Here is a 16814-nt window from a genome sequence, read left to right on the forward strand (position 1 = left end):
CGCGACCTTGCTGATGGAGTACCTGATCATGTTCGCTTCAGCGACTGCTTCGAGCACCCCGTTGGTGGGTATCCAGCCAACCGCAACACCTGTCGATGAGCCGTACCTGCTGGAGATCATCAACGTCAGCAAGGGTTTTCCCGGTGTGGTGGCCTTGTCCGACGTACAGCTGCGGGTGCGTCCCGGCTCCGTGCTGGCGCTGATGGGCGAAAACGGCGCCGGCAAATCCACCCTGATGAAAATCATTGCCGGCATCTACCAGCCGGATGCCGGCGAGTTGCGCCTGCGGGGTAAGCCGGTGGTCTTCGAAACGCCACTGGCTGCGCTCCAGGCCGGGATCGCGATGATCCACCAGGAACTCAACCTGATGCCGCACATGAGCATCGCCGAGAACATCTGGATCGGTCGCGAGCAGCTCAACGGCCTGCACATGATCGATCACCGCGAAATGCACCGCTGCACCGCCAAGCTGCTGGAGCGTCTGCGGATCAATCTCGACCCTGAAGAGCAGGTGGGCAACCTGAGCATCGCCGAACGGCAGATGGTCGAGATCGCCAAGGCGGTGTCCTACGACTCCGACATCCTGATCATGGACGAACCGACTTCGGCCATCACCGATAAGGAAGTCGCCCACCTGTTCTCGATCATTGCCGACCTCAAGAGCCAGGGCAAAGGCATCATCTACATCACTCACAAAATGAACGAAGTGTTCAGCATCGCCGATGAAGTGGCGGTGTTCCGCGACGGCGCCTACATCGGCCTGCAACGGGCCGACAGCATGGATGGCGACAGCCTGATCTCGATGATGGTCGGCCGCGAGCTGAGCCAGTTGTTCCCGGTGCGCGAGAAGCCGATCGGCGATCTGTTGCTGTCGGTACGCGACCTCAAGCTGGACGGCAGCTTCAAGGATGTCTCCTTCGACCTGCATGCCGGCGAGATCCTGGGCATTGCCGGGTTGATGGGCTCGGGGCGGACCAATGTCGCCGAGGCGATTTTCGGCATCACACCGAGTGACGGTGGCGAGATCCGGCTCGACGGCGAAGTGGTGCGCATCACTGATCCGCACATGGCCATCGAGAAGGGCTTCGCGTTGTTGACCGAAGATCGCAAGCTCAGCGGCCTGTTCCCGTGCCTGTCGGTGCTGGAAAACATGGAAATGGCGGTATTGCCCCATTACGTCGGCAACGGCTTCATCCAGCAGAAAGCCCTGCGCGCGTTGTGTGAAGACATGTGCAAGAAGCTGCGGGTGAAAACGCCGTCGCTGGAGCAGTGCATCGATACCTTGTCCGGCGGTAATCAGCAGAAGGCGTTGCTGGCGCGCTGGCTGATGACCAACCCGCGAATCCTGATTCTCGACGAGCCGACCCGGGGCATCGATGTCGGCGCCAAGGCCGAGATCTACCGGCTGATCTCGTACCTGGCCAGCGAAGGCATGGCGGTGATCATGATTTCCTCGGAGCTGCCGGAAGTGCTGGGCATGAGCGACCGGGTCATGGTCATGCACGAGGGCGACCTGATGGGCACCCTCGACCGCAGCGAAGCGACCCAGGAACGAGTGATGCAACTGGCCTCGGGCATGTCCGCGGTTCACTAATGGATGCCGGCGGTGGCCATGGCTGTCGCCGATGACGCAATAGAAGGGTGAGTGGTTATGAACGCGATACTGGAAAACAAGCCTGCAATGGCACCGGTGAAGAGTCGCCGGCGCTTTCCGACCGAGTTGAGTATCTTCCTGGTGCTGATCGGCATCGGCCTGGTCTTCGAGTTGTTCGGCTGGATCGTGCGGGACCAGAGCTTCCTGATGAACTCTCAGCGTCTGGTGCTGATGATTCTGCAAGTGTCGATCATCGGCCTGCTGGCGATCGGGGTGACCCAGGTCATCATCACCACCGGTATCGACCTGTCCTCCGGTTCGGTGCTGGCGCTGTCGGCGATGATTGCCGCCAGCCTGGCCCAGACCTCGGACTTTGCCCGGGCGGTGTTTCCGTCCCTGACCGACTTGCCGGTGTGGATTCCAGTGATCACTGGGCTGGGGGTGGGATTGCTGGCGGGGGCGATCAACGGCAGCATCATTGCGATCACCGGGATTCCACCGTTCATTGCCACCCTCGGCATGATGGTCTCGGCGCGTGGCCTGGCGCGCTACTACACCGAAGGTCAGCCGGTGAGCATGCTCTCGGATTCCTACACGGCCATTGGACATGGCGCGATGCCGGTGATCATCTTTCTGGTGGTGGCAGTGATCTTTCACATTGCCCTGCGCTACACCAAGTACGGCAAATACACCTACGCCATTGGCGGCAACATGCAGGCGGCGCGTACCTCCGGGATCAACGTCAAGCGGCATCTGGTGATCGTCTACAGCATCGCCGGGTTGCTTGCCGGCCTGGCCGGGGTGGTGGCGTCGGCACGGGCCGCGACCGGGCAGGCCGGGATGGGCATGTCTTATGAACTGGACGCGATTGCCGCGGCGGTCATCGGCGGCACCAGTCTGGCCGGTGGCGTAGGGCGCATCACCGGCACCGTGATCGGCGCATTGATTCTCGGGGTCATGGCCAGCGGCTTTACCTTTGTCGGTGTTGATGCTTATATTCAAGACATCATCAAGGGGCTGATTATTGTGGTGGCGGTGGTCATCGACCAGTACCGCAACAAGCGCAAACTCAAGCGCTAAGCCACACGAAAGACGAAACTGCGCCACGCCTGACCCGCGTGGCGCAGCCGTTTGTCTTCTATATACAGCCGCTGGACTGAATTTCTTGCTATAAACGCACTCCGATAAGCGCCTCAAAGCTCGCCATAGAGCACTTTCAAGGCTTTGTCGGACAGATTTGCTGTCTTTTCAGTTGCTGAGGCCTCAAGTCGGCCTTAGACTGCCGCCCCTCGTAAATTGAGTGCCGGGTGGCGCTTGGAATAAACGGCGCCGTTCCAATGACCGCACAAGGCTCAACGGAACGCTCCCTAATTCGCCTTAATGCACGTTTTTTTATAGAGATATCAATGACAAAGGACAAGTTGCTGGCCATGCCGGCGGATGACTACATGAATGCCGAGCAACATGCTTTTTTCTCTGAGCTGTTGCAGAACATGAAAGTCGAAACCCATGAGCGCATCGAACAGAATCGCATCGCCATCGAGAGCCTGGACACCCCGGCCGATCCGGCTGACGCGGCTTCTGTCGAAGAAGAGCGCACCTGGCTGGTGAACGCGATCGATCGCGACCAGCGCATGCTGCCTCAGTTGGAACAGGCCCTGGAACGCATCAAGGAAGACAGCTTCGGCTGGTGCGATGACAGCGGCGAGCCAATTGGCCTCAAGCGTCTGCTGATCAGCCCGACCACCAAGTACTGCATCGAAGCTCAAGAACGTCACGAGCAGATCGACAAGCACCAGCGTCAGGCCTGATTCTGTGAGGCAGCCAGTTAATAGCTGGCTGCCTTGAAAAGATCGCAGCCTTCGGCAGCTCCTACAGGTTTATGTGAACCCGTGCAGGAGCTGCCGAAGGCTGCGATCTTTGCTTTTCGACGTCTGCGAAAACACCCATGCACTTCTATTGATCTGCTGCAACCCCCCACTACTAACGGACCATAGATAATGGCCTTGTGGTGGCGTTTAATGCGGATACAACAATTAGAAGATGCCTGGGGTGACAAACGATGACGCGAGACGGGTCTCTGGCTGGGGCAGTGCCCGCAGCCGTACTTTTGCCTAAAAACCAGTGGCTCACGCCGACCCTGCAAAGCATCGCCCTGATGCTCTTGCTGTGTGGCATGGCATTGGCTGGCTGGTCGCTTTACCTTGGCCTGCCATTGACTGTGCTGATTATCTGGCTGCCACGCCTGCGTTCGCGCACGCTGCCGCAGGCAACCCCGGCTGACAACGCCAGCGCTATCGCCGGTTTGACTCGCGATCTTTCCTACACCACCAGCCATAACGCTTTGTCCGCCGCCGGCGTGGCCTTTTCGGTCAAGCAACTGGCCGACAAACTGCAATCGCAACTCGGCGCCGCAGCACAGATTGTCAGCAGCGCTGAAGTGATGATCGCCACCGAACAGGCTACCTCGACACTCAGCCGGGAAGCCTTGAGCGCGGCGAGCGAAGCCCATCAGAGCAGCGCGGCAGGGCGTACGGAACTGATCGAGTCCATCGCGCGCATGCATCAACTCAGTCAGCGTGCCAGCAGCAGCCGCGAGCTGATCGAAGCCCTGAGCCTGCGCAGTGACGATATCCAGCGGGTCACGCTGGTGATCCAGTCCATCGCCAGTCAGACCAATCTGTTGGCGTTGAACGCAGCCATCGAAGCGGCGCGGGCCGGGGAACACGGTCGCGGGTTTGCGGTGGTGGCCGATGAGGTTCGTGGCCTGGCTGCGCGCACGGCGACGGCGACCGGCGAAGTCGGGGAGATGGTCGCTGACATTCAACAACGCACGGCGCAAGTGGTGGAGCAGATTCGTCAGCTGGCCAGCGATCTGAATACTGGCGTTGCGCAGGTCGAGCACACGGGGCAGCACCTGGAAAACATCGCGCGCCTGGCCGCCGGCGTCGAAAGGCAGGTCGGGGAAATCGCTCAGGGCGCGGACACCAATCGCGAACAACTCGACAGCCTGTTTCACGCCATCGAACAAATGCGCAGCGACCTGGCGATCAGTGACCAGCAAACCCAGCGCCTGGCCCAGGCGGCGGTGCAAATGGAAGGGCAGGCCGAAACCATCAGCGAACGTCTCGCCGAAGTCGGGCTGGATGACTATCACCAGCGGATTTACGACTTGGCCCGCGAAGGGGCGAGTCAGATTGCGGCGCGTTTCGAGGCGGATATCGACCAGGGCCGGATCAGCCTCGACGACCTGTTTGATCGCAATTACCAGACGATCCCCAACACCAGCCCGGTCAAATACCAGACCCGCTTCGACCGTTACACCGATCAGGTCTTGCCGGCGATTCAGGAACCGTTGCTGCCGCGTCACGAAGGCCTGGTGTTCGCCATTGCCTGCACGCCGCAGGGGTACGTGCCGACCCACAACACCGTGTTCAGCCAGCCACTGACCGGCGACGTGCAAGTCGATACCCTGCAAAACCGCACCAAGCGCAAGTTCGCCGACCGCACCGGAATTCGCTGTGGCAGCCACCAGCAGGCCGTACTGTTGCAGACCTACACCCGCGACACCGGTGAACTGATGCACGACCTCTCGGTGCCGATCATGCTCAAGGGCCGGCATTGGGGTGGTTTGCGCCTGGGTTACAAACCGCAAAAACCTCGCTGAGGCCGCTCTCCTACAGAGGAATGCGGGCTAGTGGATCTGGTGCATGCGCAGGTTCAGGTCGTCGACCACGTGCGCCCAATCGGCGTCTTCACGCAGTTGTTCCTTGAGGAAGCCGGCTTGTTGCGGGGTCCAGAACTCGGCATCGATGAGTTTCTGGTTATTGAGCAACGGTGAATGCAGGGCAATGAAATCGTCGATGGCCTTTTCGCTGGAGTCCAGGCCGAGCTGGTCGAACAAGCCTTTCAAGTCATGTGTGGGTGAATCCATCTTCATCTCCTTGCAGATAATCAATCGCCTCGGGCGTGAGGTCTGAGGTGCGGCTTCATTGCATCCGAGGGGCCCGCGCGCCAAGAGTTCGATAAGGGTTTAGCAGCTTCCTCCAGATTCGCCACCAATGATGGCAATAAGCTATTGCCTGCCTCTGTTCCAGCGATTACGATGCCGTCGCGTTTTTTTGGCGTCATCAAGTCGCCATTCAAAGAGTCCGTACATGGATGTCGTCGTCACTCGCTCCCCAGGTTTAGCGCCTTGCGGTGCTGATCTGCCCATCCCTTGCGCGATTTCTTTCAAGCCGACGCGCCCCCCGATTCCGCATGAAAAGGATGTAAGCAGTGAAGCGTCTTGTTTATCTGATGGTCATCGCACTTGGCCTGTCGTTGACCGGCTGTGTGTCTTTCACGCCGCTAGGCCCTATCGGCGAACCTCTGAGCCCCGCACCGACCACTCTCGATCGCAGCGCCGAGATCCGCGACGTGGTGATTTCCGCCCCCGAGCTGGACGACAAGGTGCGCGTCGACGGCAGCCGGCAACTGACCGAGCAGGTCAGCGCCTATATCGATAAAAGCGATTACTTCAAGCGAGTTGTGGTGTTCCCGGCCAAGGCGGGCGAAGACGACGTGGTGCTCAAGTTCAACCTGACCTCACTGGCAGGCAAGCGCACCATGCACCCGGCTTACATTCCTGGCGCGCTGGTGACGTTGACTATCTGGATCTGGGTCGACGGACCAATTTACGTCGACAAATACGACCTCGCCGGCGAACTGATCATCGAAGACCGCCAAGGCAAGCAACTGGCCAGATCGGTCGAGCAGGTCAAGCTCGACAAGAATGTCGGTATGTGGAACGCCGACTACCTCAATCCGCGTCTGGGCGGTTCGCAGTTGCGCGATCTGATCGCTCAACTGTTAGCCAGTGCCACCCCTCAACTGCGTACACCGTCAAAGGAACTGGCTGCACATGAATAAGTATCTTCTGGTTTTACTGCTTTTGGTCGGCAGCACCCTGACCGGCTGCATTTCCTATTCCCAGCATGAGTTGGCCCAAGTGGACCAGTGGCCGCCAGCGCAGGCCAGGCAAGACAAGCCCAGTGCTTATCTGCACGTGACCACTCAGCAGCAGTTCAACGGTGAGCTGTCGGGTGGCGTCGGCAATGCGGCGTTGGTGGAACAGCACATGCTGGGAACCTTCAAGGAATCCGGACAGTTCAAAAGCGTGACCACAGACAAGGTCGACTCGAACCTGTACGTGACGAGTACGTTGACCAATAACGAGCAGGGCAATATCGCGAGCGCCTGGCTCACAGGCTTCACGTTCTTCGTGATCCCGACTACGTACAGCAACACCTTCACGCTGGAAACCGTGTTCAAGGACCGGGAAGGCAACATGCTGGGCAAAATCGTCAAGCAGGAAAGCACTCGCACCTGGATGCAGATTCTGCTGATTGTCGGCTTGCCGTTCAATGAACGTGGGGATGCGGTACTCAAACACCTGACCCAGAGCACGCTGGATGAAGCGGTCAAGCGCAAGCTGATCTGACCGGTTGTCGAGACAAAGGCGTGCTATCTGTACAAGGCTGGCACGCCGCAAAACACTCTCAGGCCTGACCCTGCTCAGTCACTCCCATCTCAGGTCTTCAACGCACCCTCATCGACGGCAAGCTTCAGGGCTTTGGCGGATTCCTGGGCGGCAATCGTCGCGACTTCCGCCGTCTTGAACCAGCGATCCTTTTCAACCTGGTGATACGACACCGTGGTCAACGGCGGTTTGGCGCGCATGATAATGACTGCCTGGAATTCGCCGTCGACCTCTCTGGCTTCGCCCCGGATAAAAAATTCACCGATATCAAATTCCGTCACGTAGCAGTCTTCCCTTTGAAATATTATGTTGTAGTGAGCGCCGTCCGCCCTGGGGACGGGTTTCATGGGGCGGGCAGTATGGCAGCAGTTGCCTGCCGGCGGCTGAGTTAAGTCGCCGGCGTGACGAAACGTCTACAGAAGTGAATGCCGCAGGGTGCGTCAGTTGCGCGACTCGAGTGAGCGGGCAAGGGCGCAGGCTTCGTTATGGTCGGCGCGGAAACCTCTGACACGTCCGGTGGATATTTCCCTGATATGGAAAAAGGCGTTGCCGGCCAATACCACCTGAAAACGCGGGAGTGGATGCGCCTCAGGGTGGAAATCCTGCTGACGGAGTATTATCGATTGCAGAAGTGACGAGCCGTTTGTGTGGTGTGTGTGAGGCTGGGCGAAGTGAGTCAGTGTGCACATATGAAGTCCTTTTCGTGGTTTTACCGACGTGCGTACGTTGTTTTGGGTAGTCTCGGTGAGCATGGCTGCTCTAGAATCGCTATCACTGGTTGGCGATTGCTGCCCATCTAAAGCAATTTTTTACTGGCGATATGTCGGAAAAGTGCTTTTTTTAAAGAGATTTTTCCCTAAAGTTGGTGGTCCGGTTTTTCTGGCCGTCAGAAGGGCGTTTTCCTTCAACCTCTGACGACCGCCAGGCAAGACGAAGCGGGGGATGTTCCAGTAATCTTCCCAAACCTCGCGATGAATGAGCCCTCTGCTCGTTCCAGGATTACGACCCGGGTCATTTGGTTAAACCTCGGCATTGCCGCTTTTTTCTGCTGTGCGCGTTTCCTGCGTGCGGCATCATTTTCAGATGTGGGGATGTTTCCTTGGCAGTAAGTAATCTCGATATGCATGCTTTGTTCGTACTGGGTGATTTGCGCGCAAAGCTGGTTAAACAGTTTCAGTCACGTTTCGTCTACATCACCGAACAGAACGCTGAAGGCATTTACATTGCCGAGATCGACACCGAATCGGCACTGGTGGTGGACGACAAGCCCGGGCTGAAACTCAAGGTCGGCGATCATTTCAGCGCTTCCGTATTGCCCAGCCGCGAAGGCGGAAAACTGGACATCAAGTTCCGCGAAATCAAATTGACGGTATACGGGCTGGGGGATTACGCGTTCGTGACCACCGCGGACGGCCACGGCATTGTGTTCAAGGAAGGTCATAGCGTGGTGATGGTGTTTGCGGCCCACCAACAATTGCAGGAAGGCCTGACCAAGACACTGAAAGCCGTGACTGCCAAGGCCGCCAAGTGGCGCAAAGGCGAACTGGTGACCTTCAAGGCCAGCGAGTAATGACCCAGACCCGCGCCGATTTCCATGAGCAGAACCAGGCCAGTGCACACGCCGAGGCCCAGCGCCTGTTGGCTGAAAAGGCCGTTCTGCAGGGAGCCTGGCTGAGTTGGGTAGCGTCACAGATTTATATGTTGCGCCCGGCGGCGTACGCCAGCATGGTCAGAAGAGAGCTTGCGCGCTTGCAGGAACCTTCCGAAAAATAATCCTCGCCCCTCGAAAGCAGAAACCTCTACTACAGTCAGTTGACTGAGTATTCAGAGGCTTGCGGTCTTCATTTGTCAGGCCATCCTGCTATTGCTGTGAACAGCACGAGGTGCAAGAGCATGAAGGGATTACGACGGTTACTGGCCGCTACCCTGGCCACGTTCGGCTTGTTGGTTTCACCCGTTCCGGTATTCGCTGCCCAGGCACCGATTCACTTTGCCGACCTGAATTGGGAAAGTGGCAGCCTGATCACCGAGATTCTGCGGATCATCGTCGAGCAGGGCTACGGCTTGCCGACCGATACCTTGCCCGGAACGACCATTACCCTGGAAACCGCCTTGGCCAACAATGACATTCAGGTCATTGGCGAAGAGTGGGCGGGCCGCAGTCCGGTCTGGGTCAAGGCTGAGGCCGAGGGCAAAGTCGCGAGCCTGGGCGATACGGTCAAGGGCGCGACCGAGGGCTGGTGGGTGCCGGAATACGTGATCAAGGGCGACCCGGCCAAGGGCATCAAGCCGCTGGCGCCGGGGCTGCGCAGTGTCAGTGATCTGCCGCGCTACAAGGATGTGTTCAAAGACCCGGAAACCCCGAGCAAGGGGCGCTTCCTGAACAGCCCGATCGGCTGGACGTCGGAGGTGGTCAACAAGCAGAAGCTCAAGGCCTATGGGCTGAACGACAGCTACGTGAACTTTCGCAGTGGTTCGGGGGCGGCGCTGGACGCAGAGATCAGTTCGTCGATTCGTCGCGGCAAACCAGTCCTGTTCTATTACTGGTCACCGACGCCATTGCTCGGCCGTTTCAAGCTGATTCAACTGCAAGAACCGCCATTCGACGCTGAAGCCTGGAAAACCCTGACCGAGGCCGACAATCCTAATCCGAAGCCGACTCGCTCACTGCCCTCGAAGCTGTCCATCGGCGTGTCCGCGCCGTTCCAGAAACAGTACCCGCAGCTCACCGAGTTCTTCAGCAAGGTCGATTTACCGATCGAAGCGTTGAACAAGGCCTTGGCGCAGATGAGTGAAAAACACACTCCGCCACGTCAAGCGGCCGAGGCGTTCATGAAGGCGAACCCGCAGGTGTGGCAGGCCTGGGTGCCCAAGGATGTGGCGGATAAAGTCGCTGCCCAGCTGAAATAAACTGCTCGGGTGTACATAGATCTCGTAGAAGCCTGCGATCTTTTGATTTTGCCGTTGGAAGCAAAATCAAAAGATCGCAGGCTTCGCCAGCTCCTACGGGGCGCTTTTAAAATCGCACAAGGAAGTTCATTCTGCTGCAACATTTCACACGGGACGTCTGAATATGAGTCTTTTGGTCGCGCAATGGATTGCTGCAATCTTTCTGGTCATCAGCTTGATCCACTTGTATTGGGCGGCGGGTGGCCAGTGGGGTAGCGAGGCGGTGATACCGAGAGTACCCGGGGAGGGTGGTGAGGCATCAAGGCCGGCGTTCAAGCCATCGGGCTTTGGCACGCTGCTGGTGGCGGTGGGTTTGCTGCTGATTGCGATGCTGGTGTGCCTGCGGGTCGGACTGTATCTGCCCACGGTGCATCACTGGTCGTTGCAATGGGTGATTAGCGCGATTGCGCTGCTGATGTTCGCTCGGGCGATCGGTGATTCGAATCTGGTGGGGTTCTTCAAGCAGGTCAAGGATTCGAAGTTTGCCCGGCTCGACACTTGGGCGTATTCGCCGTTGTGCGTGGTGTTGGGGGCCGGGTTGCTGGCAGTGGCCTGGATTTGATTCGGGCAAGCAAGATCTTTTGCGTTTAACTCCCGGGTTCCGTGCGCCGACTACTCACTTCCGCCGGCACATCATCCCCCGCCATGCGCTTGCGGAACAGCGCTGCCCGGGCCAGCAGCAGCGTGGTCACCGGCATCGTGATCGATAACAGAATCGGAATCAGCCAGGCATGCAACACCGGCCCCGACTTGAGCGCCGAAAAGTAAATGATCGAAGCCAGTGCCACGCACCACGCGCCCAATGTCGAGGCCAGCGCCGGCGGGTGCATGCGCTGGAAGTAATCCTTCATCCGCAGCAGCCCGACCGCGCCGATCAGCGCAAACAGACTGCTGAGCACCAGCAGAATCGCCACCGGAATTTCCACCCACAAAGACAGTTCAGCGCTCATTCGATCACCTCGCCACGCAACAGGAATTTGGCCAGGGCAAACGAGCCGACAAAGCCGAACAGGGCGATTAGCAGCGCCGCCTCGAAGTAGGTGTCACTGGCATAACGAATGCCCAGCGCGAGCATCATCAGCATGGCGATGATGTACAGGTAATCCAGGGCCAGAACCCGATCCTGGGCCGACGGGCCCTTGAACAGGCGGATCAGGGTCAGAATCATCGCCAACGAAAAGATGAACAGGCTCAGCAGGATTGCGTTCGACAGCAATTCGCTCATTCGAAGATCTCCATCAAGGGGCGCTCGTAAGTCGCCTTGAAGTGCTGGATGAATTGGCTTTCGTCATCCAGATCGAAGACGTGCAGCAACAGAATGCTGCGATCCAGCGCCAGTTCCGACCAGACCGTGCCGGGAATCACCGTGCAGATGATCGACAGCGCCGCCAGACCGTTGGCATCGCGCAAGTCCAGCGGCACCTTGATGAACCGCGAGCGAGGCGCGCGCCGCCCGGCATTGAGCACGCCCCAGGCCACGGCAAGGTTGGACACCAGCACATCGCGCCCGACCAGCAAGAACAAATGCAGGATTACCCCAGGGCGACGAATGCGGATCGGCAACGGCCGCAACTTGCGCATCATCAGTGGGGCACAGAGGCCCAATACCGCGCCCAACAGCACATTGCCGGGGCTCATCGACAGGTTCAACAGCAGCCACAGCAGCCACAAGGACAGTGACAACCACGGCGCAGGAAACAGACGCTTCATGGTTGCACCTCCACCAGTGCTGCCCTGGCTTCAGGGCTCGGCACCGCACGGGTGCCGAGCACCGCCATCACGTATTGCTGAGGGTTATTCAATGCTTGAGCGGCGGCCTGGGTGTAGCGCAGCAGCGGTTCAGCCTTGAACGTCAGCGCGATGCTCAGCCCCAGCAGCACGATGATCGGCACGCATTCCAGGCGGCGCAGCAAAGGCGACGGTCGCTCTTGTGGGGTCCAGAAACGCTGGATGCCCAAACGCGAGAAAGCGATCAACGAGGCCAATCCGGACAGGATCAACAACGTCAGCAACCCCCACGCGCCGTTCGATACCGGCTCGTCGCTGCCATTACCCAGGCCCAGCGGGTTGAGCAGGGCGCTGAGCAGGCTGAGTTTGCCGATAAATCCGGAGAGCGGCGGCATGCCGATAATCAATAAAGCGCAAGCGATGAAGCTCAGGCCGAGGAAGGCCATGGTCCAGGGAATCACCTGACCAACCACGGCTTTCTGGTCGTCATCGAGGTTGAAGCCTTTGGGCGGCTGCAAGGATTCCAGGGGCCGTGGCAGCAGCTCGCCGTCATCGTCCAGTGGCATTTCGTTGGCCGAACGCGAACGCTCGATCAACTCCGCCAGCAGGAACAGCGCGCTCAAGGCCAAGGTCGAGCTGACCAGGTAAAACAGCGCCGCGCCGATCAGGTTCGGCTGGGCGAAACCGATGGCCGACAACAAAATGCCTGCCGACACCAGAATGCTCAGGCTGGCCATGCGCTCCAGGCGTTGCGCGGCGAGGATCGCCACGGCGGCGCAGACGATGGTCGCCATGCCGCCGTAGATCAGCCAGTCGCCACCGAAGTACGCGGAGGCCCCGGCCTGGCCGGAGAACAGCAGCGTCCACAGGCGCAGCAAGGTGTAGACGCCGACCTTGGTCATGATCGCGAACATCGCCGCCACCGGCGCGCTGGCCGCTGAGTAGGCCGGCACCAGCCAGAAGTTCAGTGGCCACATCCCGGCCTTGGCCAGGAACGCCACCGCCAGAATCGCCGCGCCGGCATGCAGCAGGCCGCGATCGGCTTCCGGCACCAGCGGGATTTTCAGCGCCAGGTCGGCCATGTTCAGCGTGCCGGTAACGCCGTAGATCAACGCTGCGCCGATCAGGAACAGTGACGAGGCCAGCAAGTTGATCGAGATGTAATGCAACCCCGACGACACCCGCGCCCGGCCCGAACCGTGCAGCATCAACCCGTAAGAGGCGGCGAGCAGCACTTCGAAAAACACGAACAGGTTGAACAGGTCCGCCGTTAGGAAGGCGCCGTACAGGCCCATCAACTGAATCTGGAACAGTGCGTGGAAACTCGAACCGGCGCCGTCCCAGCGGGCCATGGCGAACAGCAGGGCGCTGACGCCGATGATCCCGGTCAGCACCAGCATCAGCGCCGACAGACGATCGACCACCAGCACGATGCCGAACGGCGCCTGCCAATTGCCCGGCAGGTACACGCCGATGGAGCCGGGCACGCCGGTGGTTTGCGTCCATTGCAGCAGCATTACGGCAATGCCCAGTCCCAGCAGGCTGGAGAACAGGTTGATCTTGGCCTTTAGCGGGCGGTGTTTCTCGCCCAGCATCAGCATCACGGCGGCGGTCAGCAGCGGCAGCAGAATCGGTGCAACGATCAGGTGAGTCATCGCCATCATTCTTTAGGCTCCCGGCCATCCACATGGTCGGTACCGGTCAGGCCCCGGGAGGCGAGCAGCACCACCAGGAACAGCGCGGTCATGGCGAAACTGATGACGATTGCGGTCAGCACCAGCGCCTGCGGCAGCGGGTCGGTGTAGTGCAGCAAATCCTGAGGCACGCCGTCCTTGATGCTCGGCTCCTTGCCGATGAACAGGCTGCCCATGCTGAAGATGAACAGGTTGACGCCATAGGACAGCAGGCACAGGCCCATGACCACCTGGAACGTCCGTGGCCGCAGTATCAGCCATACGCCGGACGCGGCCAGCACACCGATGGCGATTGCGATGACTTCTTCCATCAGATGGTTCCTTGGGTGACAACGGCTTTGGCCGCGGGCCTGATTTGCGCGCTGGTTTTATGACCGCGTACCGATTGGTGGGCGAGGGCGGTGAGGATCAATAGCGTCGAACCGACCACCACGGCGTACACGCCAATATCGAAGAACAGCGCGCTGGCGATATGAATGTCACCCAGCAGCGGCAGCTCGAAATGCCAGGTGTGGGTGGTCAGGAACGGATACCCGACCGCCATTGCCCCGAGCCCGGTAACGGTGGCGAACAACAGCCCGGTGCCCATCCAGCGCAGCGGCCGCAGGCTCATTTGCGCCTCGACCCACTGGGTGCCGGCGACCATGTATTGCAGGATGAACGCCACCGACATCACCAGCCCGGCGACGAAACCGCCGCCCGGTTGGTTGTGCCCGCGCAGGAACAGATAGAAGGAGATCACCAGGGCGATTGGCAACAGCAGGCGCACCAGCACCGCCGGCACCATCATGAAACCGAGCGCGGTGTCGCTGGCGTGACGCGGGTTGACCAGATCGGTGACCACATCGGGCGCCAGCAGACGCTGTTGGGCCGGCAGTTGCAGGCTTTCTTTCGGAGGACGGAAGCGTCGCAGCAGGGCGAACACCGCCAGGGCCACTGCCACCAGCACGGTGATTTCACCGAGGGTGTCGAAGCCACGGAAATCCACCAACATTACGTTGACGACGTTGCTGCCGCCGCCTTCGGGCAGGGCGCGACTTAGGTAGAACGAGGAAATGTCGTTGGGCGTCTGGCGGGTCAGCATCGCGTAGGACAGCAACGCCATGCCGCCACCGACCGCTGTCGATAGCAGCAAGTCACGAACCCGCCGTACCCGCGCCTTGCGCAGGCTGCTCGGCAACGGTGACACCTCTTCGATCCGTCGCGGCAACCAGCGCAGGCCGAGCAGGATCAGCACCATGGTCACCACTTCGACCACCAGTTGCGTCAGGGCCAGGTCCGGCGCCGAGAACCAGACGAAGGTCACGCAGGTCATCAGGCCGCAGACACTGACCATGGTCAGGGCCGCGAGCCGGTGATACTTGGCTTGCCACGCCGCGCCGAGTGCACAGGCAATCGCCAGCAGCCAGAGGATCACGAACACGATCGAGCCCGGAATTTTCGCCCGGTCGCCCCAACTCAGGCTGCTGTGCAGCATCGGGATCAACCCGGCCAGTACGGCGGCGAGCACCACCAGAAACAGTTGGGTTTGCAGGCGCCGGGTGCTGATCCGCCGCTCCAGGCGACGGGCCAGACGCATCATGACCACCAGGCTGCGCTCGAACAGCCGCTTGCCATTGAAACGGCTGATCACCGGCGGGTGCGTGAAGCGCCCTTGCTTGAGTTGATTACGCAGCAACAGGTAAAGCACGATGCCGCCGGACATGGCGATCAGGCTCATGATCATCGGTGCGTTCCAGCCGTGCCAGATCGCCAGGCTGTACTCGGGCAGCGTGCCGCCCACTACCGGTAATGCCGCCGCCGCGAGCAGCGAGCCGACCACTTGCGCCGGGAAAATCCCCACGACAAGGCAGGTAAACACCAGCAACTCCACCGGCGCGCGCATCCAGCGCGGCGGCTCGTGCGGGGTGTGCGGCAGATCGGTGGCGGTCGGGCCGAAGAACACGTCGACGGTGAAGCGCAGGGAGTAGGCGACGCTGAACGTCCCGGCGATGGTCGCGACGATCGGCAGGGTCATCTCGACCCAGGCCGTGGCGTTGATGAACACGGTTTCGGCGAAGAACATCTCTTTCGACAGGAAGCCGTTGAGCAGCGGCACGCCGGCCATGGAGGCGCTGGCGACCATGGCCAGGGTGGCGGTGAACGGGATCAGTTTGACCAGGCCGCTGAGTTTGCGAATGTCCCGGGTGCCGCTTTCGTGATCGATGATCCCGGCGGCCATGAACAGCGAGGCCTTGAACGTGGCGTGGTTGAGAATGTGGAACACCGCGGCCACGGCGGCCAACGGACTGTTCAGGCCCAGCAGCAGGGTGATCAGACCCAGGTGGCTGATGGTCGAGTAGGCCAGCAGGCCCTTGAGATCGTTCTGGAACATCGCGCAATAAGCGCCGAGCAACAGGGTGCAGGCGCCGGCCCCGCTGACGATGTAGAACCATTCTTCACTGCCGGACAGCGACGGCCACAGGCGCGCGAGCAGGAACACCCCGGCCTTGACCATGGTTGCCGAGTGCAGATAAGCCGAGACCGGCGTCGGTGCCGCCATCGCGTGGGGCAACCAGAAGTGGAAGGGAAATTGCGCACTTTTGCTCAGGGCGCCAATCAGGATCAGGGGCAGCAGAATAGGGTAGAGGGCATGCGCGCGAATCAGCTCGCCGGCGGCCAGGACCTTGTCCAGGTCATAGCTGCCGACCACATGGCCGAGCAGCATGACCCCCGCCAGCAAACACAAACCGCCCGCGCCGGTGACCATCAGTGCCATATAAGCACCCCGTCGCGCATCGGCGCGGTGGTGCCAGTAGCCGATCAACAGGAACGAGAAGAGGCTGGTCAGCTCCCAGAAAAACACGATCTGGATCAGGTTGCCGGAGATCACCAACCCCAGCATGGCGCCCATGAACGCCAGGAAAAACGCAAAGAAGCGCGGTACCGGATCGTCCGGTGACATGTAATAGCGGGCGTACAACGAAACCAGCGTACCGATGCCCAGCACCAGCATCGAGAACAGCCAGGCGAAACCGTCCATGCGCAGCACGAAGTTCAGGCCCAGGCTGGGTAGCCAGAAGAACTCTTCGCGGATCACGCCGCCATGGGCGATTTGCGGGTACAAGAGGGCGACCTGGACGGTGCCGATCAAGGCAACCAGGCCAGCCAACAGCGATTCGGTATTACGCGCGTTGTGCGGCAGCAAGGCTGCCAGACAGCTGCCGATAAAAGGCAGAAGCAGTAGAACTATCAGGGACATAGGCTTCTAATCTGCGGAAGTTTGTGAAGCATCATACGTGCCAGCTCCCCGATCACCAAACGTCAAGCTGTCGCAGAATCCTACAAG

The 16814-nt window shown here is 60.0% G+C and carries 19 protein-coding genes; 10 read left to right on the forward strand and 9 right to left on the reverse strand.

The window, feature by feature from the left end:
- Window positions 1-28: 28 nt before the first annotated feature.
- The 4 genes from ACEN9A_RS10060 to ACEN9A_RS10075 all read left to right on the forward strand — a co-directional run bounded on the left by ACEN9A_RS10060 (window position 29) and on the right by ACEN9A_RS10075 (window position 5261).
- Complete coding sequence (locus tag ACEN9A_RS10060; protein ID WP_258673394.1) at window positions 29-1594, forward strand: sugar ABC transporter ATP-binding protein; 1566 nt, start codon at window positions 29-31, stop codon at window positions 1592-1594.
- Window positions 1595-1651: 57 nt separating this feature from the next.
- Window positions 1652-2674, forward strand: a complete 1023-nt coding sequence (locus tag ACEN9A_RS10065; RefSeq protein WP_018928024.1) for an ABC transporter permease — start codon at window positions 1652-1654, stop codon at window positions 2672-2674.
- A gap of 326 nt (window positions 2675-3000) precedes the next feature.
- On the forward strand, window positions 3001-3405 hold the full coding sequence (locus ACEN9A_RS10070; protein WP_007935965.1) for a TraR/DksA family transcriptional regulator: 405 nt from the start codon (window positions 3001-3003) through the stop codon (window positions 3403-3405).
- Window positions 3406-4037: 632 nt separating this feature from the next.
- Window positions 4038-5261 (forward strand): methyl-accepting chemotaxis protein, encoded by a 1224-nt coding sequence (locus tag ACEN9A_RS10075; protein ID WP_408981119.1) that lies wholly within the window; start codon window positions 4038-4040, stop codon window positions 5259-5261.
- Between the two features lie 27 nt (window positions 5262-5288).
- Here ACEN9A_RS10075 and ACEN9A_RS10080 read toward each other — a convergent pair whose 3' ends face one another.
- Window positions 5289-5528: a DUF2789 domain-containing protein gene (locus ACEN9A_RS10080; protein ID WP_019649273.1), complete on the reverse strand. Its 240-nt coding sequence runs from the start codon at window positions 5526-5528 to the stop codon at window positions 5289-5291.
- A gap of 344 nt (window positions 5529-5872) precedes the next feature.
- Between ACEN9A_RS10080 and ACEN9A_RS10085 the strand changes: the two genes are divergently transcribed.
- Both ACEN9A_RS10085 and ACEN9A_RS10090 read left to right on the forward strand, forming a co-directional pair.
- Window positions 5873-6505: a hypothetical protein gene (locus ACEN9A_RS10085; protein ID WP_258673400.1), complete on the forward strand. Its 633-nt coding sequence runs from the start codon at window positions 5873-5875 to the stop codon at window positions 6503-6505.
- Window positions 6498-7076 (forward strand): hypothetical protein, encoded by a 579-nt coding sequence (locus tag ACEN9A_RS10090; protein ID WP_258673403.1) that lies wholly within the window; start codon window positions 6498-6500, stop codon window positions 7074-7076. The genes ACEN9A_RS10085 and ACEN9A_RS10090 overlap by 8 nt, the downstream gene beginning before the upstream one ends.
- Window positions 7077-7165: 89 nt before the next feature.
- Here ACEN9A_RS10090 and ACEN9A_RS10095 read toward each other — a convergent pair whose 3' ends face one another.
- Both ACEN9A_RS10095 and ACEN9A_RS10100 read right to left on the reverse strand, forming a co-directional pair.
- On the reverse strand, window positions 7166-7396 hold the full coding sequence (locus ACEN9A_RS10095; protein WP_019649270.1) for a hypothetical protein: 231 nt from the start codon (window positions 7394-7396) through the stop codon (window positions 7166-7168).
- A gap of 159 nt (window positions 7397-7555) precedes the next feature.
- A complete protein-coding gene (locus ACEN9A_RS10100; protein ID WP_081628227.1) occupies window positions 7556-7804 on the reverse strand; it encodes a hypothetical protein in 249 nt (82 codons plus the stop codon).
- Window positions 7805-8214: 410 nt separating this feature from the next.
- On the opposite strand from ACEN9A_RS10100, the gene ACEN9A_RS10105 reads away from it, so the two are divergent.
- From ACEN9A_RS10105 to ACEN9A_RS10120, 4 genes are all read left to right on the forward strand, one after another.
- The gene (locus ACEN9A_RS10105) at window positions 8215-8685 is read left to right on the forward strand and encodes a hypothetical protein (RefSeq protein ID WP_008035847.1); all 471 of its coding nucleotides are present in this window, start codon (window positions 8215-8217) and stop codon (window positions 8683-8685) included.
- Window positions 8685-8888, forward strand: coding sequence for a hypothetical protein (locus ACEN9A_RS10110; RefSeq protein ID WP_007935975.1), 204 nt, complete (start codon window positions 8685-8687; stop codon window positions 8886-8888). Before ACEN9A_RS10105 ends, ACEN9A_RS10110 begins: the two co-directional genes overlap by 1 nt.
- A 120-nt stretch (window positions 8889-9008) precedes the next feature.
- Window positions 9009-10025, forward strand: a complete 1017-nt coding sequence (locus tag ACEN9A_RS10115) for an ABC transporter substrate-binding protein (RefSeq protein WP_258673407.1) — start codon at window positions 9009-9011, stop codon at window positions 10023-10025.
- A 163-nt stretch (window positions 10026-10188) separates the two neighbouring features.
- Window positions 10189-10626: a DUF3995 domain-containing protein gene (locus ACEN9A_RS10120; RefSeq protein WP_258673410.1), complete on the forward strand. Its 438-nt coding sequence runs from the start codon at window positions 10189-10191 to the stop codon at window positions 10624-10626.
- 25 nt (window positions 10627-10651) lie between these two features.
- Here ACEN9A_RS10120 and ACEN9A_RS10125 read toward each other — a convergent pair whose 3' ends face one another.
- Genes ACEN9A_RS10125 through ACEN9A_RS10150 form a run of 6 tightly spaced genes read right to left on the reverse strand, consistent with a single transcriptional unit; the run spans window position 10652 to window position 16727 of the window.
- The gene (locus ACEN9A_RS10125) at window positions 10652-11014 is read right to left on the reverse strand and encodes a Na+/H+ antiporter subunit G (protein ID WP_258673413.1); all 363 of its coding nucleotides are present in this window, start codon (window positions 11012-11014) and stop codon (window positions 10652-10654) included.
- The gene (locus ACEN9A_RS10130) at window positions 11011-11289 is read right to left on the reverse strand and encodes a K+/H+ antiporter subunit F (protein ID WP_007935991.1); all 279 of its coding nucleotides are present in this window, start codon (window positions 11287-11289) and stop codon (window positions 11011-11013) included. Before ACEN9A_RS10130 ends, ACEN9A_RS10125 begins: the two co-directional genes overlap by 4 nt.
- On the reverse strand, window positions 11286-11774 hold the full coding sequence (locus tag ACEN9A_RS10135; protein ID WP_019649264.1) for a Na+/H+ antiporter subunit E: 489 nt from the start codon (window positions 11772-11774) through the stop codon (window positions 11286-11288). The genes ACEN9A_RS10130 and ACEN9A_RS10135 overlap by 4 nt, the downstream gene beginning before the upstream one ends.
- Window positions 11771-13456, reverse strand: coding sequence for a monovalent cation/H+ antiporter subunit D (locus ACEN9A_RS10140; RefSeq protein ID WP_258673416.1), 1686 nt, complete (start codon window positions 13454-13456; stop codon window positions 11771-11773). The genes ACEN9A_RS10135 and ACEN9A_RS10140 overlap by 4 nt, the downstream gene beginning before the upstream one ends.
- The gene (locus ACEN9A_RS10145) at window positions 13453-13797 is read right to left on the reverse strand and encodes a Na+/H+ antiporter subunit C (protein WP_019649262.1); all 345 of its coding nucleotides are present in this window, start codon (window positions 13795-13797) and stop codon (window positions 13453-13455) included. The genes ACEN9A_RS10140 and ACEN9A_RS10145 overlap by 4 nt, the downstream gene beginning before the upstream one ends.
- Window positions 13797-16727, reverse strand: a complete 2931-nt coding sequence (locus tag ACEN9A_RS10150; protein WP_258673419.1) for a monovalent cation/H+ antiporter subunit A — start codon at window positions 16725-16727, stop codon at window positions 13797-13799. Before ACEN9A_RS10150 ends, ACEN9A_RS10145 begins: the two co-directional genes overlap by 1 nt.
- Window positions 16728-16814: the final 87 nt, after the last annotated feature.

The sequence above is a fragment of the Pseudomonas sp. Pseusp18 genome (genome assembly GCF_059506005.1).

Bases quoted from the DNA above. Each gene is read 5' to 3' on its own strand.
- ACEN9A_RS10060 (WP_258673394.1), top strand. From the start codon at position 29: ATGTTCGCTTCAGCGACTGCTTCGAGCACCCCGTTGGTGGGTATCCAG.
- ACEN9A_RS10065 (WP_018928024.1), top strand. From the start codon at position 1,652: ATGAACGCGATACTGGAAAACAAGCCTGCAATGGCACCGGTGAAGAGT.
- ACEN9A_RS10070 (WP_007935965.1), top strand. From the start codon at position 3,001: ATGACAAAGGACAAGTTGCTGGCCATGCCGGCGGATGACTACATGAAT.
- ACEN9A_RS10075 (WP_408981119.1), top strand. From the start codon at position 4,038: ATGATCGCCACCGAACAGGCTACCTCGACACTCAGCCGGGAAGCCTTG.
- ACEN9A_RS10080 (WP_019649273.1), bottom strand. From the start codon at position 5,528: ATGGATTCACCCACACATGACTTGAAAGGCTTGTTCGACCAGCTCGGC.
- ACEN9A_RS10090 (WP_258673403.1), top strand. From the start codon at position 6,498: ATGAATAAGTATCTTCTGGTTTTACTGCTTTTGGTCGGCAGCACCCTG.
- ACEN9A_RS10100 (WP_081628227.1), bottom strand. From the start codon at position 7,804: ATGTGCACACTGACTCACTTCGCCCAGCCTCACACACACCACACAAAC.
- ACEN9A_RS10110 (WP_007935975.1), top strand. From the start codon at position 8,685: ATGACCCAGACCCGCGCCGATTTCCATGAGCAGAACCAGGCCAGTGCA.
- ACEN9A_RS10115 (WP_258673407.1), top strand. From the start codon at position 9,009: ATGAAGGGATTACGACGGTTACTGGCCGCTACCCTGGCCACGTTCGGC.
- ACEN9A_RS10120 (WP_258673410.1), top strand. From the start codon at position 10,189: ATGAGTCTTTTGGTCGCGCAATGGATTGCTGCAATCTTTCTGGTCATC.
- ACEN9A_RS10125 (WP_258673413.1), bottom strand. From the start codon at position 11,014: ATGAGCGCTGAACTGTCTTTGTGGGTGGAAATTCCGGTGGCGATTCTG.
- ACEN9A_RS10130 (WP_007935991.1), bottom strand. From the start codon at position 11,289: ATGAGCGAATTGCTGTCGAACGCAATCCTGCTGAGCCTGTTCATCTTT.
- ACEN9A_RS10135 (WP_019649264.1), bottom strand. From the start codon at position 11,774: ATGAAGCGTCTGTTTCCTGCGCCGTGGTTGTCACTGTCCTTGTGGCTG.
- ACEN9A_RS10140 (WP_258673416.1), bottom strand. From the start codon at position 13,456: ATGATGGCGATGACTCACCTGATCGTTGCACCGATTCTGCTGCCGCTG.
- ACEN9A_RS10145 (WP_019649262.1), bottom strand. From the start codon at position 13,797: ATGGAAGAAGTCATCGCAATCGCCATCGGTGTGCTGGCCGCGTCCGGC.
- ACEN9A_RS10150 (WP_258673419.1), bottom strand. From the start codon at position 16,727: ATGTCCCTGATAGTTCTACTGCTTCTGCCTTTTATCGGCAGCTGTCTG.